Below are 18,075 nucleotides of genomic sequence, written 5' to 3'. Positions count from 1 at the left end.
TGGCTTAGTTATGTACGGGCTGATTACCGTGATTCACTAAGCAACGAATCGCACATAACCTTTCCATACATTCCCAAACCTGGAATACCAATTATTATCCGATTCTCACTCGTACTTTATTCCTACGTGCTTCCCATTTATAACCAAATATTATTTTTACGCAACTTCCTAACTGTTGAAGATAAGTCGGATTATTGTGTTGCAGTCGATATCTGAGGTGTAGATAGTAAATTCGTGATAATTAAAGCCAAACAAATATTAAAAATAAAAAATCTTGTCATCTTTTCAGACCCAACTCCCAATTCTTCTGGAGCGACTCTGCGCCTCTGCGTGAGAGAAAAAATAATGTAGGGGCGGACAGCCGCCCACCCCTATAAAAATCAGGTAACACCAAAAACAATCACTAAGCCCAAAACTGCCCCAAACACAATCAAGGCATAGAATTGAGCGCGACCGTTTTCTAGGTACTTCAGACCTTCACCACTAACAAGGGTGAAAAAGCCTGTGAGGTTAACAGCACCATCGACAACGCGGAAGTCAACTTCCATAACTTGTCTAGCTAGGCGACGCAAGCCGAGGACAAAAACCCGATGGTAAATGTCATCAAAGTACCACTTATTAAGGGATAACTCGTAAAGTGGTTTGATTTGAGCAGCGATCGCAGCCGGGTCAATTTTACGGCGCAAATACATTAGCGAAGCTAAGGTAATCGCAACCAAGGAAATTCCCACTGAGGCACCCGCCATGATGTAGAATTCCGTCGGATTGAACTCGGAAGCCTTTTCTATAACTTCGGAGAGAGTTTCGCTAGGAGGAAAGATAAACTCTTCAAAATAATTGGCGTAGGGAGTTCCCACCAAACCAATGAAAATCGAAGGCACAGCCAAAAATACTAATGGCAGAGTCATTGTCCACGGCGATTCGTGAGGCGAGTCGCTGTGATGTCCGTGGGAGTCATGAGAGTCATGGGAGTCATGGTGTTCACCAGTGGCAGCCAATTCTCCTTTCTTCATTGCCCCAGGCCCAAAATTTGGGGCTAGTTCTTCTGACTCTAACTCCAGAACAATTGTCGCCGCCTTCTTGAGTTTTTCCTTGATTTTCTCGTCAGTACCCCGGAATTTGCCTTCAAATGTCGAGAAATACATTCTAAACATATAGAAAGCCGTAATCCCGGCAGTTAGCCAGCCGATGAACCAGAGGAGTGGGTTAGCTTCAAAAGCCTTCCCTAGAATTTCATCTTTTGACCAGAAACCAGCAAAGGGTGGAATACCAGAAATTGCCAAGCAACCAATTAAGAAGGTAGTTGCTGTGACAGGCATATACTTTCGCAGTCCACCCATCAAGCGCATATCTTGCGCTAAGGCGGGGTCGTGTCCAACAACACCTTCCATACCGTGAATTACGGAACCTGAACCCAAGAACAGCATCGCCTTGAAATAGGCGTGGGTCATTAGGTGGAATAGTCCAGCACTGTAGGAACCTATTCCCATTGCCATCACCATGTAACCAAGTTGGGAAATGGTGGAGTAAGCCAAGCCCTTTTTGATGTCGTTTTGGGTAATGGCAATGGTTGCCCCCAAAAACGCCGTAAACGCCCCAGTAAAGGCAATGACATTCATTGCGGCTGGAACGTCTTCAAATACTGGGTACATCCGGGCAATCAGGAAAACACCCGCCGCCACCATTGTTGCCGCGTGAATCAAGGCAGAAATGGGGGTGGGGCCTTCCATTGCGTCTGGTAGCCAGACATGGAGAGGGAATTGGGCTGATTTTGCAACTGGCCCTAAGAAAACTAAAATCGCAAACAGGACAGCGAGAAAATTGCTGATAGAACCTGATTCTACGAGTTGAGCGAGGCGATCGCCCATGATATTAAAATCAAAGCTTCCTGTTGCCCAGAACAGGCCCAGAATGCCGAGTAACAAACCAAAGTCGCCTACTCGGTTGGTAACAAACGCTTTTTGAGCGGCATCGGCTGCTGACTTGCGATCGTACCAAAAACCGACCAGCAAGTAGGAACACATCCCGACCAGTTCCCAGAATATATAAATCTGTACTAGGTTGGGGCTGACCACCAGACCTAACATTGAGGAGCCAAACAAACTGAGATAGGCGTAAAACCTCACGTAGCCCGGATCGTGAGCCATGTAGCCATCGGTGTAAACCATGACTAAGCAGGCTACCGTTGTGACAATCACCAGCATTAGGGCTGTTAGGTGGTCAATAGTGTAGCCCATGCTCAGGTGAAAATTACCTGCTGCCGCCCACTCAAAGGTGCGGAGATAAGGCGCGTGTCCTTGAATTTGACTCCATAACAAGGCAAACGACAGCCCCATAGCTGCTGCCATCATGGAGATAATCACCACAGCGTTAAGCTGCCGTAGGCGGTTTGTCACCTGATTCAACGAGATTAACCCTAGACCGACCAGCATCGCCCCAAAAAGAGGGAATACCGGAATCAGCCAGGCATACTGATAGATTACTTCCATCACTGACGCCTACTTTTAGAATTCTTGATTAGCGTGTCGAAACTGTTAATAATTGTGACACACACCCTTTAGGATAAAATAACCCACCCAAGGCTGATTGGGTGGGGTATTAAGCATGGTTTTAGATTTGGTCATTTGTATTGGTCATTTGTCATTGGTCATTTGTCCAATGCCCTATGCCCCATACCTAATATCCATCAGGCAGATCGACATTCTAAGTCCACTGTTTTTGAACTTTTGTGGATTTTGGGATAATTGCTGTAGCTGGCTTTAATCTCTTCTAAAGCTAGACGCAAATCTTCTCTGCCACGAAAGCATTCCAAGCGATGGCGAATAGTGCCATTTTCAATCAATAGTAAAGTGGGTAGTGATTTTAGCCTATAGGTAGTAGACAATTTAAAATTTTGATCGGCGTTAACCCCGACTAATTTAATTTCATCTCCGCACAGGGCTTGAAATTGTAACAATAGTGGGTGGATAACTCGACACAAGCCACACCAAGGGGCTTCAAAGTTAACTAAAACAGGAATAGGAGATTCTAAAACTTCTTGAGTAAATGTCCGCTCACTAACCGACAACACCATGACGCCTCTTGGATTATAAGGTTTTTATATCAAACTAGCTATCAATACTGAACTGAGTAGTGCTGAGTTCCGAGTTCTGGTTGCTGAGTAGAAGTCCATAACTAAAGCTAGCGGATTGAATGAGGAACTCTTTTATTTTTCTTTTAGAGTAAAGCCGAGATTGGGACTAATTCCCAAGCGGTGAATACTAAGTTGCTTGCTTTTACTCAGGACTCAGGACTCAGCTACTGCTTCAGTGGAGGATTGGCAAGTCAGTAACTCCCGATAGATGCTTTCAGGGCAAAAATATTCAGGACACAAAATAATTGGCAAAAATTGAGTGCGTTAATGTGTCTCTGACAGAAAAGCCACCTTAGAAGTCGCGTTGGCTTTTTTGGATGTTCAACTCCTAATTGCCGTGGCTGCCTGGGGATTTGACTGAATTGGCCACTTTCTTTCAAGGAAAGGCAAGCAACCAACAACTACCAATATAAAATCTCAAGTTGACTGAATGCACCCTCCACTGAATAGATGTTTGAATTTATCCTACATTGATTTGGGGCAATTGATAAGCTGAAATTTCCATCTATTTCAGATTTTCTCCTGACACTGGGGATCATCTAAAGCTACCATCCTATCCTACTAGTTGCTTCCAGCAACAGAGGGTGCGACCACCAAAGCAAAACTATAAAAATGCCAACTCCCAAATAGGCAGGGCGCAGAAACTCCTGCCATTTGAGAGATTGACGTCCGTCAATAATTGCTTTAAAGGGAATAATTGAAGTCCGCTGTTTGGCAATTTCAAAAGCTTCCCCATAACGATCGCTCAGGCGGCGATCCCCATGCCAAACCCCAAACAAGTGATGCAATATCAATCCAATGGAAGTCACAAGGGTAAAGGTAGTACCCAGCCAGAGAGTGTGGGCAACACACCAAATTATTTGTCCCACCATCTGGGGATGACGAGTAATCCGAATAATTCCTGTTTCGTAGAGATGAACTTGGGGCTTTTGAATAGCAGCAATTTCTAGTAGATTGAAGGTAGCAGGATATAAAAACAAGAACGAGATTGCTGACAGCAGCCAAACTAATTCTCGCACTCCTGGCACCCCTTGTACCTGCCAAATTTGCAAACCATCATAACGGTGCCCAAAAAAGTAAATAATTAATATCACAGCCAACGGTAGGCTGACTAATGCAAAGAGAATGCGATAAAACCTTGGACCAATATATTTTTCTGCCCAAGGGCGTAAAGCAGCGCCTCCACTGTGAGCGATCGCAAAAACTATTTGTAACCCTAGTATGACAAAATGACTGGGTGTCAACCAAGAAATCAGCAGCATATACACAGGTGAAGTAATTTAAAGAAAACTGAATTCAGTACAACCAATACCACAAAGTATTCAAAAGGGGACTTTAGTCAAGATGTTGTGCTACTGTCTTTTTCGAGTCAAGCCTTCAAGTTTAATATGCAACAAATCATGTCCGGCTGATTGCTGCCAAACCGGATTTATTACGTGCATCTGCTCCTTTAAAAGTTTGTGGGTTGAGCCTTATGTCTGACCTTCCTTTCACTTTAGATCAGTTACGTATCCTGAAAGCGATCGCCCAAGAAGGAAGCTTCAAGCGTGCCGCTGATAGTCTTTACGTTTCCCAGCCCGCCGTTAGTTTACAAGTCCAAAATCTCGAACGGCAACTCGATGTCCCCTTATTTGATCGTGGAGGACGACGCGCCCAATTAACCGAAGCTGGGCATCTACTCTTAAACTACGGTGAAAAAATCCTCAGTCTCTGTCAGGAAACCTGCCGCGCCATCGAGGATTTACAAAATCTCCAAGGTGGTACTTTAATTGTCGGTGCTTCTCAAACCACCGGCACTTATCTTTTGCCCAGAATGATCGGTATGTTTCGACAAAAATATCCAGATGTGGCAGTACAATTACACGTCCACTCTACCCGACGGACTGCTTGGAGTGTCGCTAACGGACAAGTCGATCTGGCAATTATCGGTGGTGAAATTCCTGGTGAACTGTCAGAATCTTTAGAAGTTATTCCTTACGCTGAGGACGAGCTAGCGCTGATTTTACCTGTCTTTCATCCTTTTACTAAACTTGAAAAAATCCAGAAAGAAGACCTGTATAAATTACAATTCATTGCTCTAGACTCCCAATCAACTATCCGCAAAGTAATTGACCAAGTGCTAGCACGCTGTGAAATCGATACCAGACGTTTTAAAGTTGAAATGGAATTGAATTCCATTGAAGCGATTAAAAATGCTGTGCAATCTGGTCTAGGGGCTGCTTTTGTTTCAACTAGTGCAATCGCTAAAGAGTTACAAATGGGCGTTTTGCACCGTACTCCCATTGAAGGCGTTGTCGTCAAACGGACGCTGTGGCTGATTTGTAATCCCAATCGCTATAGATCCAAGGCCGCAGAAGCCTTTAGTCAAGAAATTTTGCCCCAGTTTGCTAACCCAGGATGGAATCAAGATGTGTTAAAATTAACACAAAAAAGTCTAGTGTTAACTACATTGGAGGTAGCAACACCCACGTCATCTGGCGAAGACTAAAATCAGGTTATTAGTCCCTTGTCATTTGTGCTTCGTTTTTTGTAAATGACCAAATAATTCGTAATGACGCTCCTCTGTCGCTAACTTAATTCGTAATTATGAACCCATTGTGTTCGTGCAGGGTGCTGTAGGCAAACCAAAGGTTTGACATCAGGAAAAAAGTTTCGTGTTCCCCATTAACAAATTTAGTTTATCTGTAACCTGAACTAATTACGAATTACGTAGCTTGCTTCTTGCCATTCGCGTAGCATCTCGTAGAGAAGGCAAGTATTATCAATTACGAATTATTTTGACTAATCACGAAAATGGAAGTTTACTGCACTCGTCCACGTTGTCCACGCCCACAAAACTATTTTGCCGATTTAGATGATGTTACGACACTGAAAACAACCCAGCAAAAGTATTGCACTACCTGTGGTATGCCATTGATGCTAGATGGTCGATACGTGCCAACGAAGCTACTGGGAAGGGGCGGGTTTGGAGCAGCATTTTTGGCACGCGATCGCCGAATACCGGGAATGCGTCAATGCGTGGTTAAGCAGTTTCAACCATCGGGAAATTTAACCTTAACTCAACTGCAACAAGCACAGTTGATGTTTGAGAGAGAGGCAGAAGTTTTAGCACAACTTGGTAACGAACACGAGCAAATACCAGACTTGTTTGCCTTCTTTCCAGTGATAGTTAATAGTTTGCAACCAGGACAGCAAGACCAATTTTTTTACTTAGTACAAGAATATATTGATGGGCAAAACTTAGAGGAAGAATTAGTTCAACAAGGCAAATTTTCTGAGCAGCAAGTGTTGGAGGTGCTGCAAGAAATCCTGAAGGTACTAAAGTTTGTCCATCATAGAGGCATTATCCACAGAGATATTAAACCCTCTAACATCATGCGCCGTCGCGATGGTAGACTTTTTTTACTAGATTTTGGCGCAGTTAAGCAAGTAACAAATGTTGCGCTGGGTTCTGCCGCTTCTTCCACAGGAATTTATTCGATGGGATTTGCACCGCCTGAGCAGATGGCTGGGGGTCAAGTATTCCCATCTACAGATTTATACGCCTTAGCTGTAACTCTTATTACCTTGTTGACAAATCAGGAAGCAGTTAAACTATTTGATGCCTATAGCAACCAGTGGAAATGGCGAATGCACGTAGTGCAGGCTTCGCCAACGCAAGTGACTGTTAACCCTCGCCTTGCTGATATATTAGACAAAATGCTGTTACCTGCTGCCAATCAGCGCTTCCAGTCAGCCCAAGAAGTTCTAGATGCACTTAACTCACAGCCTCTAACCCCTATACAACTTAATTCACCCTCTGTAACACTCCCGCCACAACCACCCAAAGCTTCTAGTCCCGTCGTTCCCCGTCGTCCACCAACTCAACCAGCGTTTTCTACATTGGAATTATTGGGTGGGGCGGCATTTAGTGGATTTGAGGGTGCATTGATCGCGATCGCCCTCTTCAGTCTAGTAAAAGAACCAATAGTTACTTTCAGTGTTGCATCCGTAATTTTAGGTATACTAATTTTTGCCCAAACCAGGCGGTGGATTGAAAAGTTCGATTTATTAATTATTCCCACAATTACTTTTGCGATTATTTTTTTTCTCCCTTTTTTACGAGGAGGTCTTGATCTTCCGTCAGTGGTGATTTTAGCAATTGGAGCAAGCTTAGTAGCTATTTCACTAACAGCTGTATTTCGACTTATTTATAAATTATTATCTCTCTTACTTTAAAAAACTTCTAATGCTAACAGCTACATAAATGCCTCAAAAAAAGGAACCACTTAGTCTTTTTTTAGCCGTTGTCATCACTATTGATTTAATATTTAGTGGTCTATGGTTTCTTATAGAACGGTGGGCGCAATTAAACGAAACGTATATTTAATAATAATTTAGCTCACCAAGGGCGAAAGCGTGTAGCGAGACGAAGTACGCTTTTAACCCAACATTCACCACCTAGTCGTACAGAATTCATACTGACTCCTGAATTCGGAATTATTCATAATAAATCTTTTTACTTTATTGAAACTTATTTATGTCACAAAAGAATGAAACCACAATTTTAGCTTTGGCTTTGCTGCTGACAGTTGGCATAGTTGGCGGTGGTTTTTGGTGGTTTAGTAACAATGGGGCCAAAATTGGTAATAACATCGTTCCAAATCAGGAACCAGGAAGCAATCCATCATTACAAGACCGCATTAGTTTTGGAGAAAAATCTTTTAGTCAGGGTGATATTTCTCCAGTAAAAAAAGAAGGAGTACAGGCGATCGCTGCTAAAAGCTATGATAAAGCGATCGCTAATTTCACAGCTGCCTTAAAACTCAACCGTAACGATCCAGAAACGTTAATTTTTCTTAATAATGCCCGAATCGACTCTTCCAAGAGCTATACCATCGTGGCTTCTGTACCATTTGGCACTGACCCTAATACTTCTTTAGAAATTTTACGTGGTATCGCCCAAGCCCAAAATCAAGTTAATAGCTCTGGAGGAATCAAGGGAGTATTTTTGAGGGTAGGTATAGCTAATGACGACGACAATCCAGAAATAGCCAAGCAAATTGCTTCTACCCTAGTCAGCAATTCCGAAGTATTGGGTGTCGTTGGGCCGAATACTAGCGATTCCACCTTAGCCGCAGGTACTATCTATACTTCTGGAGAACTTGTAGCTATATCTCCTACCAGCACATCTGTCAAAATTTCTAACTTTAGCCGCTACGTTTTTCGGACAGTTCCCAGTGATTTTATGGCTGCGAGAAGTTTAGCCAATTATATGGTGAGAATTTTGCAGAAAAAAAATGCAGTGGTTTTCTTTAATTCTCAGAGTAACTATAGCCAATCTTTAAAGTCGGAGTTTGTTTCATCTGTTTCCCTAGAGGGTGGACAGGTAGCCAGCGAATTTGACTTATCCAAGGCGGATTTTAGTGCAGCTAAAAGTCTAGAACAAGCAACTAAACAAGGTGCAGAAGTGTTGATGTTAGCTGCTAACACTGAAACTTTGGATAAAGCGCTGCAAGTAATTCAGATTAACCAGAAAAAGTTAACTTTGCTGGCGGGAGATGATGTTTACACCGCTAAAACTTTGGAAATTGGCAGAGAACAAGCTGTGGGGATGGTAGTAGCAGTTCCCTGGCATATTGATGGCGATCCCAAGTCAGATTTTCCCCAGAAATCGCGGCAGTTATGGGGCGGTGATGTGAGTTGGCGAAGTGCCCTTAGTTATGATGCCACTGTAGCTCTAATTGCGGCATTAGAACGTAATCCTACGCGAGCTGGAGTCCAGCAAGCATTAGTGTCATCTGACTTTTCTGCCACTGGGGCTTCTGGTACAATTCGGTTTTTAGCATCAGGCGATCGCAATGCGCCAGTCCAACTTGTAAAAATTGTTCCTGGTTCTCGCTCTCGTACTGGTTATGACTTTGAACCAGTGCGTTAATCAGCAATAAAAAATTAAAAATTAACCAATACTTAACCTGGAAAACCTCTCAAGATGGGAAATTGAGCTTTATGGGGAAAAATTTTACTGTCAATTTATTCTTACAACCACTCAAACCTTGAAATAATAGACAAATAATCCAAATGAAACTTATTATACCTTGACTTCTAAATTACTCAGAAGTTAGGATTTGCTAACAAAATCCCCGTCCTCCAAATACAATCTCAAGTAGCAAGCACTTGTCAAGTCAAGCACTTATATTGAATGGACGCGCGGGTAATTATACTATGTCCCAAAAAAATGAAACAACTATTCTTGTATTATCCATCCTAATAACCGTTGGGCTAATAGCTGGCGGTTTTTGGTGGTTTACTAGAAAATCTGGTGTCGATCTAAATACTATTAATTCTGGTAACACCAAAACGCCCCAAACTGGATCGGAACAACCCACTGGCAATACTTTCACTTCAGTCAAGGATGTTCCTACAGGATTATTCAATTACGGAGGCAGTACATCTTGGGCACCGATTCGACTAGTAGTCGATCCAGCAATTCAAGCCGCGCGGACAGAGTTACGGCTGCGCTATGTAGAACCCAGCAATGCATCGCCTGGTTCTGGTACTGGTATTCAGTCCTTGATAGACGGTCAACTAGCCTTTGCCCAGTCCTCCCGACCAGTTCTAGATCAGGAATTAAGCCGTGCCCAGCAGCGTGGGTTCAGTTTGAAACAAATTCCTGTGGCAATTGATGGTTTAGCGGTTGCAGTTAACCCCAACCTGAATATTCCAGGATTAACAGTAGAACAGTTAAAGTCAATTTACACAGGCAAAATCAATAATTGGAGCCAGGTGGGCGGCCCCAATATCCCGATCAAGCCCTATTCCCGTCGCATTGCTGATGGCGGTACTGTCGAACTTTTTGTCCAAGACATCTTGGGTGGTCAAGCTTTCAGCTCCAATGTAGAATTTATCTCCACAACCACCCAAGCCTTGCAAAAATTGGCTAATAGTCCTGGTAGCATCTATTACGCTTCTGCCCCAGAGGTGATTCCTCAATGCTCAATCAAAGCCTTGCCGTTGGGGCGCACGCAAGGGCAATACATTGCTCCATACCAAGAACCTTCTGTCCTCCCGTCTGAATGTCCTGGTAAACGGAACAAGTTGAACATTGATGCTTTCCAATCAGGAAAATACCCGATTACCCGCAATCTGTTTGTGGTGGTCAAACAGAATGGTCAGACTGAGCAGCAAGCAGGTGTCGCTTACGCCAACTTACTGCTGACTGAGCAGGGACAGCAACTGATTACCCAAGCGGGGTTTGTCAAAATTCGCTGACACCTGCAATCGCCTGTGGCGGGGTTTAGCCCATCGCACTCAAGACAGAGTGGCGGAAATCGCCGCTCTGAACTGTACCTTAACCAGCTCTATTAATCGACTCTGCTGGCAAGCAAATGAGATTATCGCCTTGAGTCAAGATTAAACCACGTTGACGCAGCTTACCCATCAAGCGGGTGACGGTGACACGAGTGGAACCAATCGCGCTACCAATTTGGGCATGAGTGAGGGGAAAGGGCAGACAATAACCGCGAATCACATCAGGATCAGTGTCGCTCATTGCTGGCTCTCCATATTCCTCAATTAACAATGTGAGAAATCCTAAGAGTCGGTCAATTGTGCGGCGTTGTCCCAAGGCACTCAGCCACAGCAGCTTACGCTGGTGCTGATACCTAAAGGCATCCATAACTTCGCGACGGAAGTGAGGCCAATTGTCTAAATCGTGCCAGTACATCCACAACACCGCAGTTTGATCGACATGGGCGTAAGCCTGGAGTGTGAATGGTGATTGAGCAACAATTTCAAATGGCTGTCCCGCTCCTACAAAACCCAAGAACGCTTCTTCTGGAGTTCTGTTGATTCGTCGAGACGTTAGCTGACTAGCAGTCGCACTAACTTGGGCGGTTCCTACCATCCGGATCGCGCCCCTTTGCACCAAATACAGCAATCCAGGCCGGGCTGGAATGCGCTCATCTTTGCTAAAGGTGCGGCAGCGATAGTGTTCTTGAGCCCAGTCAAGAATGCGTTGCCAAGTCAAAAAAGGCCGTGATGCCTCAGAAAAGGAGGATGGAGATTGCATAGGTAACAAAGAGCGTTCGGCTGAAGACAAAGACGTAAATAAAAGGGTGCAAGGAGTGTCTTTGTGTTGACGAGGCAGGCTTAACGCCTAACAGCGCCAGCCAATCCAAAGAATAGAAAGCAAATTACTCTCTACTCTTTTGTTATACTTCCTACTGTACAATGGTGGTAGTAAAGTTTACTTACTATTCATCGATTATTCATCAAATTTTATCCTCTTCTCATTTTTCTTCATCTAAATTAAATTTATACCGCAAGATAGATGACATAAATGTAACAAATATATCTTACATGACTATTTAAATAATATTACGTGTATTATAAATTACCAGTTAGCAAATATACGTCAATCAAACAGCTATTGTATAGTTATCTAATAAAATCACTAAGCATTGATACTTATAGTTCAGAAAATAGATGCATAAAAGGAGAAAAAATTCCTCTATATAAAGATAGAGATGATAAAAGAGTTTTATACACTTCAAATGTGTCACTGCGACTATCAAAATCTCAGAATCGAAAAGCGATGGAGCTTGCCAGTGCGATCGCTTCAGATTTATCAGGGATTTGTGAGGACGTTTTTAACATCCAAATAGTTCCCCCTGGTTGGATAAATTTTGAATTAACTCACTTAACCTTAGCGACTTGGTTACAAAGTCTCGTAGTCGGGAGTTTGGGGGAAGAGGGGGAGATGGGGGGCAGGGAGCAGGGAGCAGGGGGAGAAATCAATTCAAAATTCAAAATTCAAAATTCAAAATTAAATAACTTCTGTCTCCTGCCTCCTCTTTCCCAATCCCCAATGCCCAATTCATTGTTTGCTGTTGAATATACTCATGCACGCTGCTGTTCGCTAGTGCTGCTGGCTCATCGAGAGGGATTGATTAAACTTAGAGAACCAGTTCCAAATACTAGTCCAGCTTTTTGGGATGTTATCTCTCCTAACCCACTACCTTGGCTTAATTGCGACGGAATACTACGACTCAATCACCCAGATGAGCGTCGTTTAATTGGCGAATTAATACAAGTGGTAGACAACATAGAGTGCCCTGATGTTAGCGGTTCTGTGAAATGGGAAAAAGTAGCGCTGAATTTGAGCCAAGCTTTTGAAAAGTTTTGGTCTAATTGCCGGATTTGGGGTGAGGTGAAAATTATGTCACCAGAACTGGCCCAAGCTAGACTCGGATTGCTCATGGCTACTCAGTCAGTATTAAAATTTGTCCTAGAGAAAAACCTGGGGGTTTTTGCGCCCTTGGAGTTATAAATCGGTAATGTCGCTTAGGCAAAAATAAAAACTTTTTATATAGCTATTGACTCAATGCACCACCTCGGATACATTAGCAGGTGTGTGAGGAGCGAACCAGCTAGGGCACCGAGACGAAACACGGCCAGTCGTCGGTGTCCTTTCTGATTTATATGGGTTAGATTTGAAAAAATGCCTTCACTATAGCAAAAACTTTTCAATTGCTACTGCTGCCCCATCTTCTTCTACGCTAGGAGCTACCCACTTAGCGATCGCTTGCACTCCTGCTGGTGCGTTGCCCATAGCTACACCAAGTCCGGCATACTCCAGCATTTCCACATCATTGAAGTTATCGCCAATCGCCATAACGTTGGCTAATTGTAATCCCAGCAACTCTTCAGCTAGGTAACGTATAGCAGTCCCCTTATTTACAGAGGCGTTAGTTGCTTCAAAAAAGGTAGCAACAGAGGTTGTCATATAAAGTTCAGCCGGTGTGTATTGGCGGCGCAAATTTCCTAATATTTTATCGATTAAGTCAGTGTCATCAGACAAAGCAAGAATTTTTGTCGGTTCATTCGTTAAGGCTTGACGCAAATCACCCACAGGAATCGCAATAATACCAGAACGTTCTGCATAAATTTTGGTTTCTCTGGTTAACTCACGAACGTATAGCTGATCGTTGATGTAAAAGTGAACAGATAGAAGCGATCGCAATTCAGGTTGTTCAAAATAGTCGAGTAACTGGTGGGCGATTTCCCTGGAAACAACCCAATGGCGATGAATTTTTTGGGTGATTGGATCTTGAATCCAGGCTCCCTGATATGCCATTAATGGTAGGGTAGAGCCGATATCTTGGTGGAAGCGCAGGGCTGAACGATACATTCGACCTGTGGCGATCGCTACTTGAATTCCTCGTGCTTGCGCCGCAAGGATTGCTTGCTTTACAGGTTCGCTGATAGTGTTAGACTGCCCAGCGATCGTGCCATCTATATCTAAAACTAGTAGCTTAATGTCTTTTGCAGCAGCCTGATTGTCAGTAGATGCTTTCTGCATAATTTCCTAGATTTTAAGTTCCAGTAAGAGGTTAACAGGCTCTAGCGACCAGTGGGGAGTAGTAGAAAAAATTGGCATTTCTAGTCAATCCAATTTTCTTACTGTGAGGATGTTGACTTACACAATTTTAGATTTTAGATTGACCCCAGCGAGCAATACGCTTACTTTGAGGATTTTGGATTTACTTAAAAAGTCTTAAAAATAATGGCTAATAGGCTAGGCGCAATAAAAAACCCGATTTTTTCGAGAATCGGGTTTTTTATTTAAATTAGATAGCCTGATAGATAGGATGAAAAAAACCTATCTATTCAAGAAAGTCTATTAGTTGGACACCTTGATCCAGCTTTTTTTGCGTTGTGACAACAGACAAAGCCCAGCAATTAAACCAATTCCAAGTGTGGCAGAGGATTCAGGTACTGCTTTAGCATCGTAGTCATAAGTTACTTTGATACCTGCTTTGGCATAAGTATCAATATAGGATCTCATGTTGCCCGAACCCGTAACTACAGAATTGGCTAAAGCTGAGAACAAAAAGTCTATGTCGCCATTACCAGTGAAAGACTGCAAGAATTGGGTATTGGTGAAAGACTGAGTAGCAGATTGTGTGGCAGTTAAGTTAGAAATAGTCTTTCCAGAGGTGCCACTATAATCAGTGATGCCGTCATATTTAGCAGCTTGATAACTCGATATATCTTGTGGATTGAGCGCAAACAGAGACTGATTATTTAGTTTTAAGCTGAGTTGACTAGCAAGATTGACTGTCACCGGAGCCGCGGTTGGACTCCTGTTTTCAAAACCTGCATTTCCAAGTATGTCGCCAGTAAAACTTATCGTTACACCCTTGAGTGTACCCAGAGATGAGTCAAATTTTTGGACGCTCAGAGGTGCATCAATGATATTTGTGAAATCGTAATTAGTGGAACTAGTATAGGACAGAGAAGCTGCATTAGCTGCTCCAGATGTTGCAACAATTCCTGCCAAAGTTGTAGCAGCAGCTAGAGTGTTGAATAGTTTTGTTGTCATGGATAAAAGATGCCTTTCTGAAACGAATCATTGCGGGATGACTAACCTATTTGTAACTTTGAAACTTTTCTTGTAGTCTTGATAAATACACGTAACTTTATGTAAAATTATTATGTTCAAATTCCTTCGGCAAATAGACTTTTTGATTGTATATATAAAGTTTTGTTAAGGCAAAGAGGTTTTGCATAGTGGCAATCTTATGTCGAAATATTAAGCTAGTTTTTGTTAGTTCCTGAGATGTAAGCTAGGTCAACCTAATTAAACATAAAAAGGCTCAGGAGATAGAACCCCGACTTCTGGTGATAAGTTGGTCATTTAGTTACTATCTGGTTACTATGCTTATACTCACGTACTTAATTGATCTGGGATCTCTACCAAAAGTTGGTTCTACTTGCCTTCCGTACTAAAGCTGCAAATGCGTAAATATCAATTTGTCTAAAATTATACTCAATAGCAATTGATACGCCAAAACTGGGCTATTGTTACCAAAGCCAAGCTGAACGAGCAGCAGAAATTGCTAACTATGTGACAAAGCTTCTGGCTAAAATAGGGCTATGTCTGAAATCACTTCTGCAACTGCAACACGCCCCACGTTCATCCTGGTAGATGGGCACTCGCTGGCTTATCGTTCATACTTTGCTTTCGCCAAAGGGCGAGATGGAGGACTGCGCACTAAAGCAGGGATTCCTACGAGTATATGTTTTGGTTTTGTGAAATGCCTGCTGGAGGTAATGGCAACACAACAGCCTCAAGCAATGGCGATCGCTTTTGATTTGGCTGAGGCAACTTTTCGCCACGAAGCCGACGAGACTTATAAAGCCGATCGCCCGGAAACGCCAGAAGACTTCATTCCCGACTTAGCAAACCTGCATGAGTTGCTGAATGGCTTTAATCTACCCTTTTTCACCGCCCCTGGTTTTGAGGCTGATGATGTTTTGGGAACCTTAGCACAACGAGTCACTGCTGCTGGGTATAGGGTGAAGATTCTCACTGGCGATCGCGATTTATTTCAACTAATCGACTCTGACAAAGAAATCACTGTTCTAAATTTTAGTCCAGATGCCCTAAAGCGCTCTACAAATAGCATCACGGAATTTGAAGCAGAACAAGTAAAAGAGAAGATGGGCGTTTTGCCTTCACAAATTGTTGATTTCAAAGCTCTTTGTGGTGATAAATCAGATAATATTCCTGGTGTCAAGGGAATTGGAGAAAAAACAGCAGTTCAGCTGCTGAATACTTATGGTTCACTTGAGAATGTTTATGCTGCGTTAGATGAAATTAAAGGCGCAACTCAGAAAAAACTGGCAGTCGGTAAAGAAGATGCCGAGAAGTCTCGCTATTTGGCAACCATAGTTTTAGATGTTCCTATAGAATTTGATTTAGAAGAATGCAAATTAAAAGGGTTTGATACAAGTGTCTTATCACCAATTTTAGAAAAATTAGAATTCAAGTCTTTTTTAGGTAGGATAAACGACCTTCAGCAACGTTTTGGTGGCAAAGTTGCAGAAAAACAAGAAGCAGAAATAGACGCAAGTAATACTAACTCTGCTAACTCAGAATTCAGCGCTGATGAAGATAATGATCTGTGGTTTTTCAGTGCTAGTGATACAGCAGCAGTTCCACAACAATCTACTTCTCCAATTACACCACGCATCATCAACACCGAAGCCAAACTAACTGAGTTAGTGAAACTTTTAGAAAAATTCACTAATCCAGAAACACCCGTTGCTTGGGATACTGAAACTACCGCTTTAGAACCAAGAGATGCTGAGTTAGTAGGAATTGGTTGCTGTTGGGGAATGCAACCAGATGAAGTAGTCTATATTCCTGTGGGACACAAAACTGGGGAAAATTTGCATAAAAATTTGGTGCTAGAAGCATTACGCCCAATTCTCGAAAGTGCTGATTATCCCAAAGCTTTACAGAATGCCAAATTTGATCGCTTAGTTCTCAGGTGTCAAGGAATTAATTTGGCGGGTGTAGTGTTTGATCCGATGCTGGCAAGTTACATTCTAAATCCCGATTCAAGTCATAATTTGATGGATTTGTCGCAGCGATATTTGGGATTGACGGCTAAAAGTTATTTAGATTTAGTTCCTAAAGGCAAAACCATCGCTGATATAGATATTCCCGCCGTAGCTGACTACTGCGGGATGGATGCTTATTCTACCTTTGGTTTAGTGTCAAAATTGCGTGAGGATCTGGAGAAAGTTCCGTCTTTGTCTAAGCTGTTAGCAGAAGTAGAACAGCCACTAGAAGCAGTTTTAGCCGAAATGGAATACACAGGTGTTCGCATTAATTCAGCTTATTTACAAGAACTTTCGCAGCATTTAGAAACAGAATTAGCCAGGTTAAAAGAGGAAGCAACTGAAATAGCTGGGGAAAATTTTAACTTGGGTTCTCCTAAACAATTAAGTCAAATCTTGTTTGAAAAATTGGGGTTAAGTACTAGACATTCTCGTAAAATTCAAACAGGATTTTCTACAGACGCAGCAACTCTAGAAAGACTTCAAGAAGATGATAACACTGGGTTTGTTGAGGCGATTATTGAGTATCGCACTCTATCTAAATTAAAGTCTACTTATGTTGATGCCTTACCTGCATTAGTGCGTCCAGATACACAGCGAGTGCATACTGATTTTAATCAAGCAGCAACATCAACTGGTAGGTTATCTTCTTCTAATCCGAATTTGCAAAATATCCCTATTCGTACAGCTTTTAGTCGCCAAATTCGGAAGGCGTTTTTGCCTGAAACTGGTTGGTTAATGGTGGCTGCTGATTACTCACAAATTGAATTGCGGATTTTGGCTCATTTGAGTCAAGAGCCGATATTGGTGCAAGCATATCAGCAAAACGAAGATGTTCATACTGTTACTGCACGATTAGTTTTTGAGAAAGAAAATATAACCTCAGAAGAACGAGGGATGGCAAAAACTATCAATTTTGGTGTGATTTATGGAATGGGTTCTCTAAGGTTTTCGCGCTCAACTGGGATAGATAAAAACATTGCCAACGAGTTCATTAAGCGGTTTAATGAACGATATCCGAAAGTTTTTGGATATTTGGAGCGAGTGAAAAAAGAAGCGATCGCTCTTGGTTATGTAGAAACTATTTTCGGTCGCCGTCGTTATTTTGATTTTACTAATAACAGTTTACGCAAATTAAAAGGTAGTAACCCTGAAGATATTGATCTGAGTAAATTGAAGAATTTGGGTGCTTTTGATGCAGGTTTATTACGCTCCGCTGCTAATGCACCAATTCAAGGTTCTAATGCTGATATTATCAAAATTGCAATGGTGAGATTGCATGAGGTTTTGAAGAACTATCAAGCGCGTTTGTTATTGCAAGTTCATGATGAATTAGTATTTGAAATTCCTCCTAATGAGTGGGAAGAATTACAACTACAAATTAAATCGGTGATGGAAAATGCAGTGCAGTTGAGTGTGCCTTTGCTTGTAGAGGCGCGTGTTGGTGACAATTGGATGGAGACAAAGTAAGTTGAACTGGGGATTGGAACAATTACATTAGTATAGGTGTATATCTGTGTTAGCAATTATTACAGCCTGACTCGATATCA

General features: G+C 42.4%; 12 protein-coding genes and 1 pseudogene. 7 read left to right on the top strand and 6 right to left on the bottom strand.

From position 1 onward, the window contains the following. Window positions 1–216: pseudogene (locus HWQ42_RS15620) on the top strand (hypothetical protein); the annotation flags it as partial. A 164-nt stretch (window positions 217–380) separates the two neighbouring features. Here HWQ42_RS15620 and HWQ42_RS15615 read toward each other — a convergent pair. From HWQ42_RS15615 to HWQ42_RS15605, 3 genes are all read right to left on the bottom strand, one after another. Then, entirely contained in the window at window positions 381–2,489 is a 2,109-nt protein-coding gene (locus tag HWQ42_RS15615; RefSeq protein WP_292741015.1) for an NAD(P)H-quinone oxidoreductase subunit 5, read from the bottom strand. 197 nt (window positions 2,490–2,686) lie between these two features. Then, window positions 2,687–3,073, bottom strand: coding sequence for a co-chaperone YbbN (locus tag HWQ42_RS15610; RefSeq protein WP_292741014.1), 387 nt, complete (start codon window positions 3,071–3,073; stop codon window positions 2,687–2,689). Window positions 3,074–3,678: 605 nt separating this feature from the next. Next, window positions 3,679–4,395: an NnrU family protein gene (locus tag HWQ42_RS15605; protein ID WP_292813554.1), complete on the bottom strand. Its 717-nt coding sequence runs from the start codon at window positions 4,393–4,395 to the stop codon at window positions 3,679–3,681. Between the two features lie 212 nt (window positions 4,396–4,607). Here HWQ42_RS15605 and HWQ42_RS15600 point away from each other — a divergent pair, with 212 nt between their 5' ends. The 4 genes from HWQ42_RS15600 to HWQ42_RS15585 all read left to right on the top strand — a co-directional run bounded on the left by HWQ42_RS15600 (window position 4,608) and on the right by HWQ42_RS15585 (window position 10,384). Next, window positions 4,608–5,621 (top strand): LysR family transcriptional regulator, encoded by a 1,014-nt coding sequence (locus tag HWQ42_RS15600; protein WP_292741010.1) that lies wholly within the window; start codon window positions 4,608–4,610, stop codon window positions 5,619–5,621. 305 nt (window positions 5,622–5,926) lie between these two features. Continuing rightward, window positions 5,927–7,351: a serine/threonine-protein kinase gene (locus HWQ42_RS15595; RefSeq protein ID WP_292813552.1), complete on the top strand. Its 1,425-nt coding sequence runs from the start codon at window positions 5,927–5,929 to the stop codon at window positions 7,349–7,351. A gap of 301 nt (window positions 7,352–7,652) precedes the next feature. Further along, window positions 7,653–9,050 (top strand): ABC transporter substrate-binding protein, encoded by a 1,398-nt coding sequence (locus HWQ42_RS15590; protein WP_292813550.1) that lies wholly within the window; start codon window positions 7,653–7,655, stop codon window positions 9,048–9,050. Between the two features lie 287 nt (window positions 9,051–9,337). After that, window positions 9,338–10,384 (top strand): PstS family phosphate ABC transporter substrate-binding protein, encoded by a 1,047-nt coding sequence (locus HWQ42_RS15585; protein WP_292741004.1) that lies wholly within the window; start codon window positions 9,338–9,340, stop codon window positions 10,382–10,384. A 79-nt stretch (window positions 10,385–10,463) separates the two neighbouring features. Here HWQ42_RS15585 and HWQ42_RS15580 read toward each other — a convergent pair whose 3' ends face one another. After that, window positions 10,464–11,183, bottom strand: coding sequence for a Crp/Fnr family transcriptional regulator (locus tag HWQ42_RS15580; protein ID WP_012412419.1), 720 nt, complete (start codon window positions 11,181–11,183; stop codon window positions 10,464–10,466). 312 nt (window positions 11,184–11,495) lie between these two features. Here HWQ42_RS15580 and HWQ42_RS15575 point away from each other — a divergent pair, with 312 nt between their 5' ends. After that, window positions 11,496–12,443 carry a DALR anticodon-binding domain-containing protein gene (locus HWQ42_RS15575; RefSeq protein WP_292813548.1) on the top strand — a complete coding sequence of 316 codons (948 nt, stop codon included), beginning with the start codon at window positions 11,496–11,498 and terminating at the stop codon, window positions 12,441–12,443. A 180-nt stretch (window positions 12,444–12,623) separates the two neighbouring features. Here the strand turns inward: HWQ42_RS15575 and HWQ42_RS15570 are convergent, their stop codons facing one another. Next, on the bottom strand, window positions 12,624–13,475 hold the full coding sequence (locus HWQ42_RS15570) for a Cof-type HAD-IIB family hydrolase (protein ID WP_292813546.1): 852 nt from the start codon (window positions 13,473–13,475) through the stop codon (window positions 12,624–12,626). A 321-nt stretch (window positions 13,476–13,796) separates the two neighbouring features. Beyond that, the gene (locus HWQ42_RS15565) at window positions 13,797–14,498 is read right to left on the bottom strand and encodes a choice-of-anchor E domain-containing protein (RefSeq protein ID WP_292740998.1); all 702 of its coding nucleotides are present in this window, start codon (window positions 14,496–14,498) and stop codon (window positions 13,797–13,799) included. Window positions 14,499–15,052: 554 nt separating this feature from the next. On the opposite strand from HWQ42_RS15565, the gene polA reads away from it, so the two are divergent. Beyond that, the gene (polA, locus tag HWQ42_RS15560) at window positions 15,053–17,995 is read left to right on the top strand and encodes a DNA polymerase I (RefSeq protein ID WP_292813544.1); all 2,943 of its coding nucleotides are present in this window, start codon (window positions 15,053–15,055) and stop codon (window positions 17,993–17,995) included. Window positions 17,996–18,075: the final 80 nt, after the last annotated feature.

This window comes from Nostoc sp. JL23, from assembly GCF_017115065.1.
In the GTDB taxonomy this organism is placed as follows: domain Bacteria; phylum Cyanobacteriota; class Cyanobacteriia; order Cyanobacteriales; family Nostocaceae; genus Nostoc; species Nostoc punctiforme_A.
The sequence above is the reverse complement of the archived record's forward strand: the minus strand, read 5'-3'. Positions and strand labels throughout refer to the sequence as shown.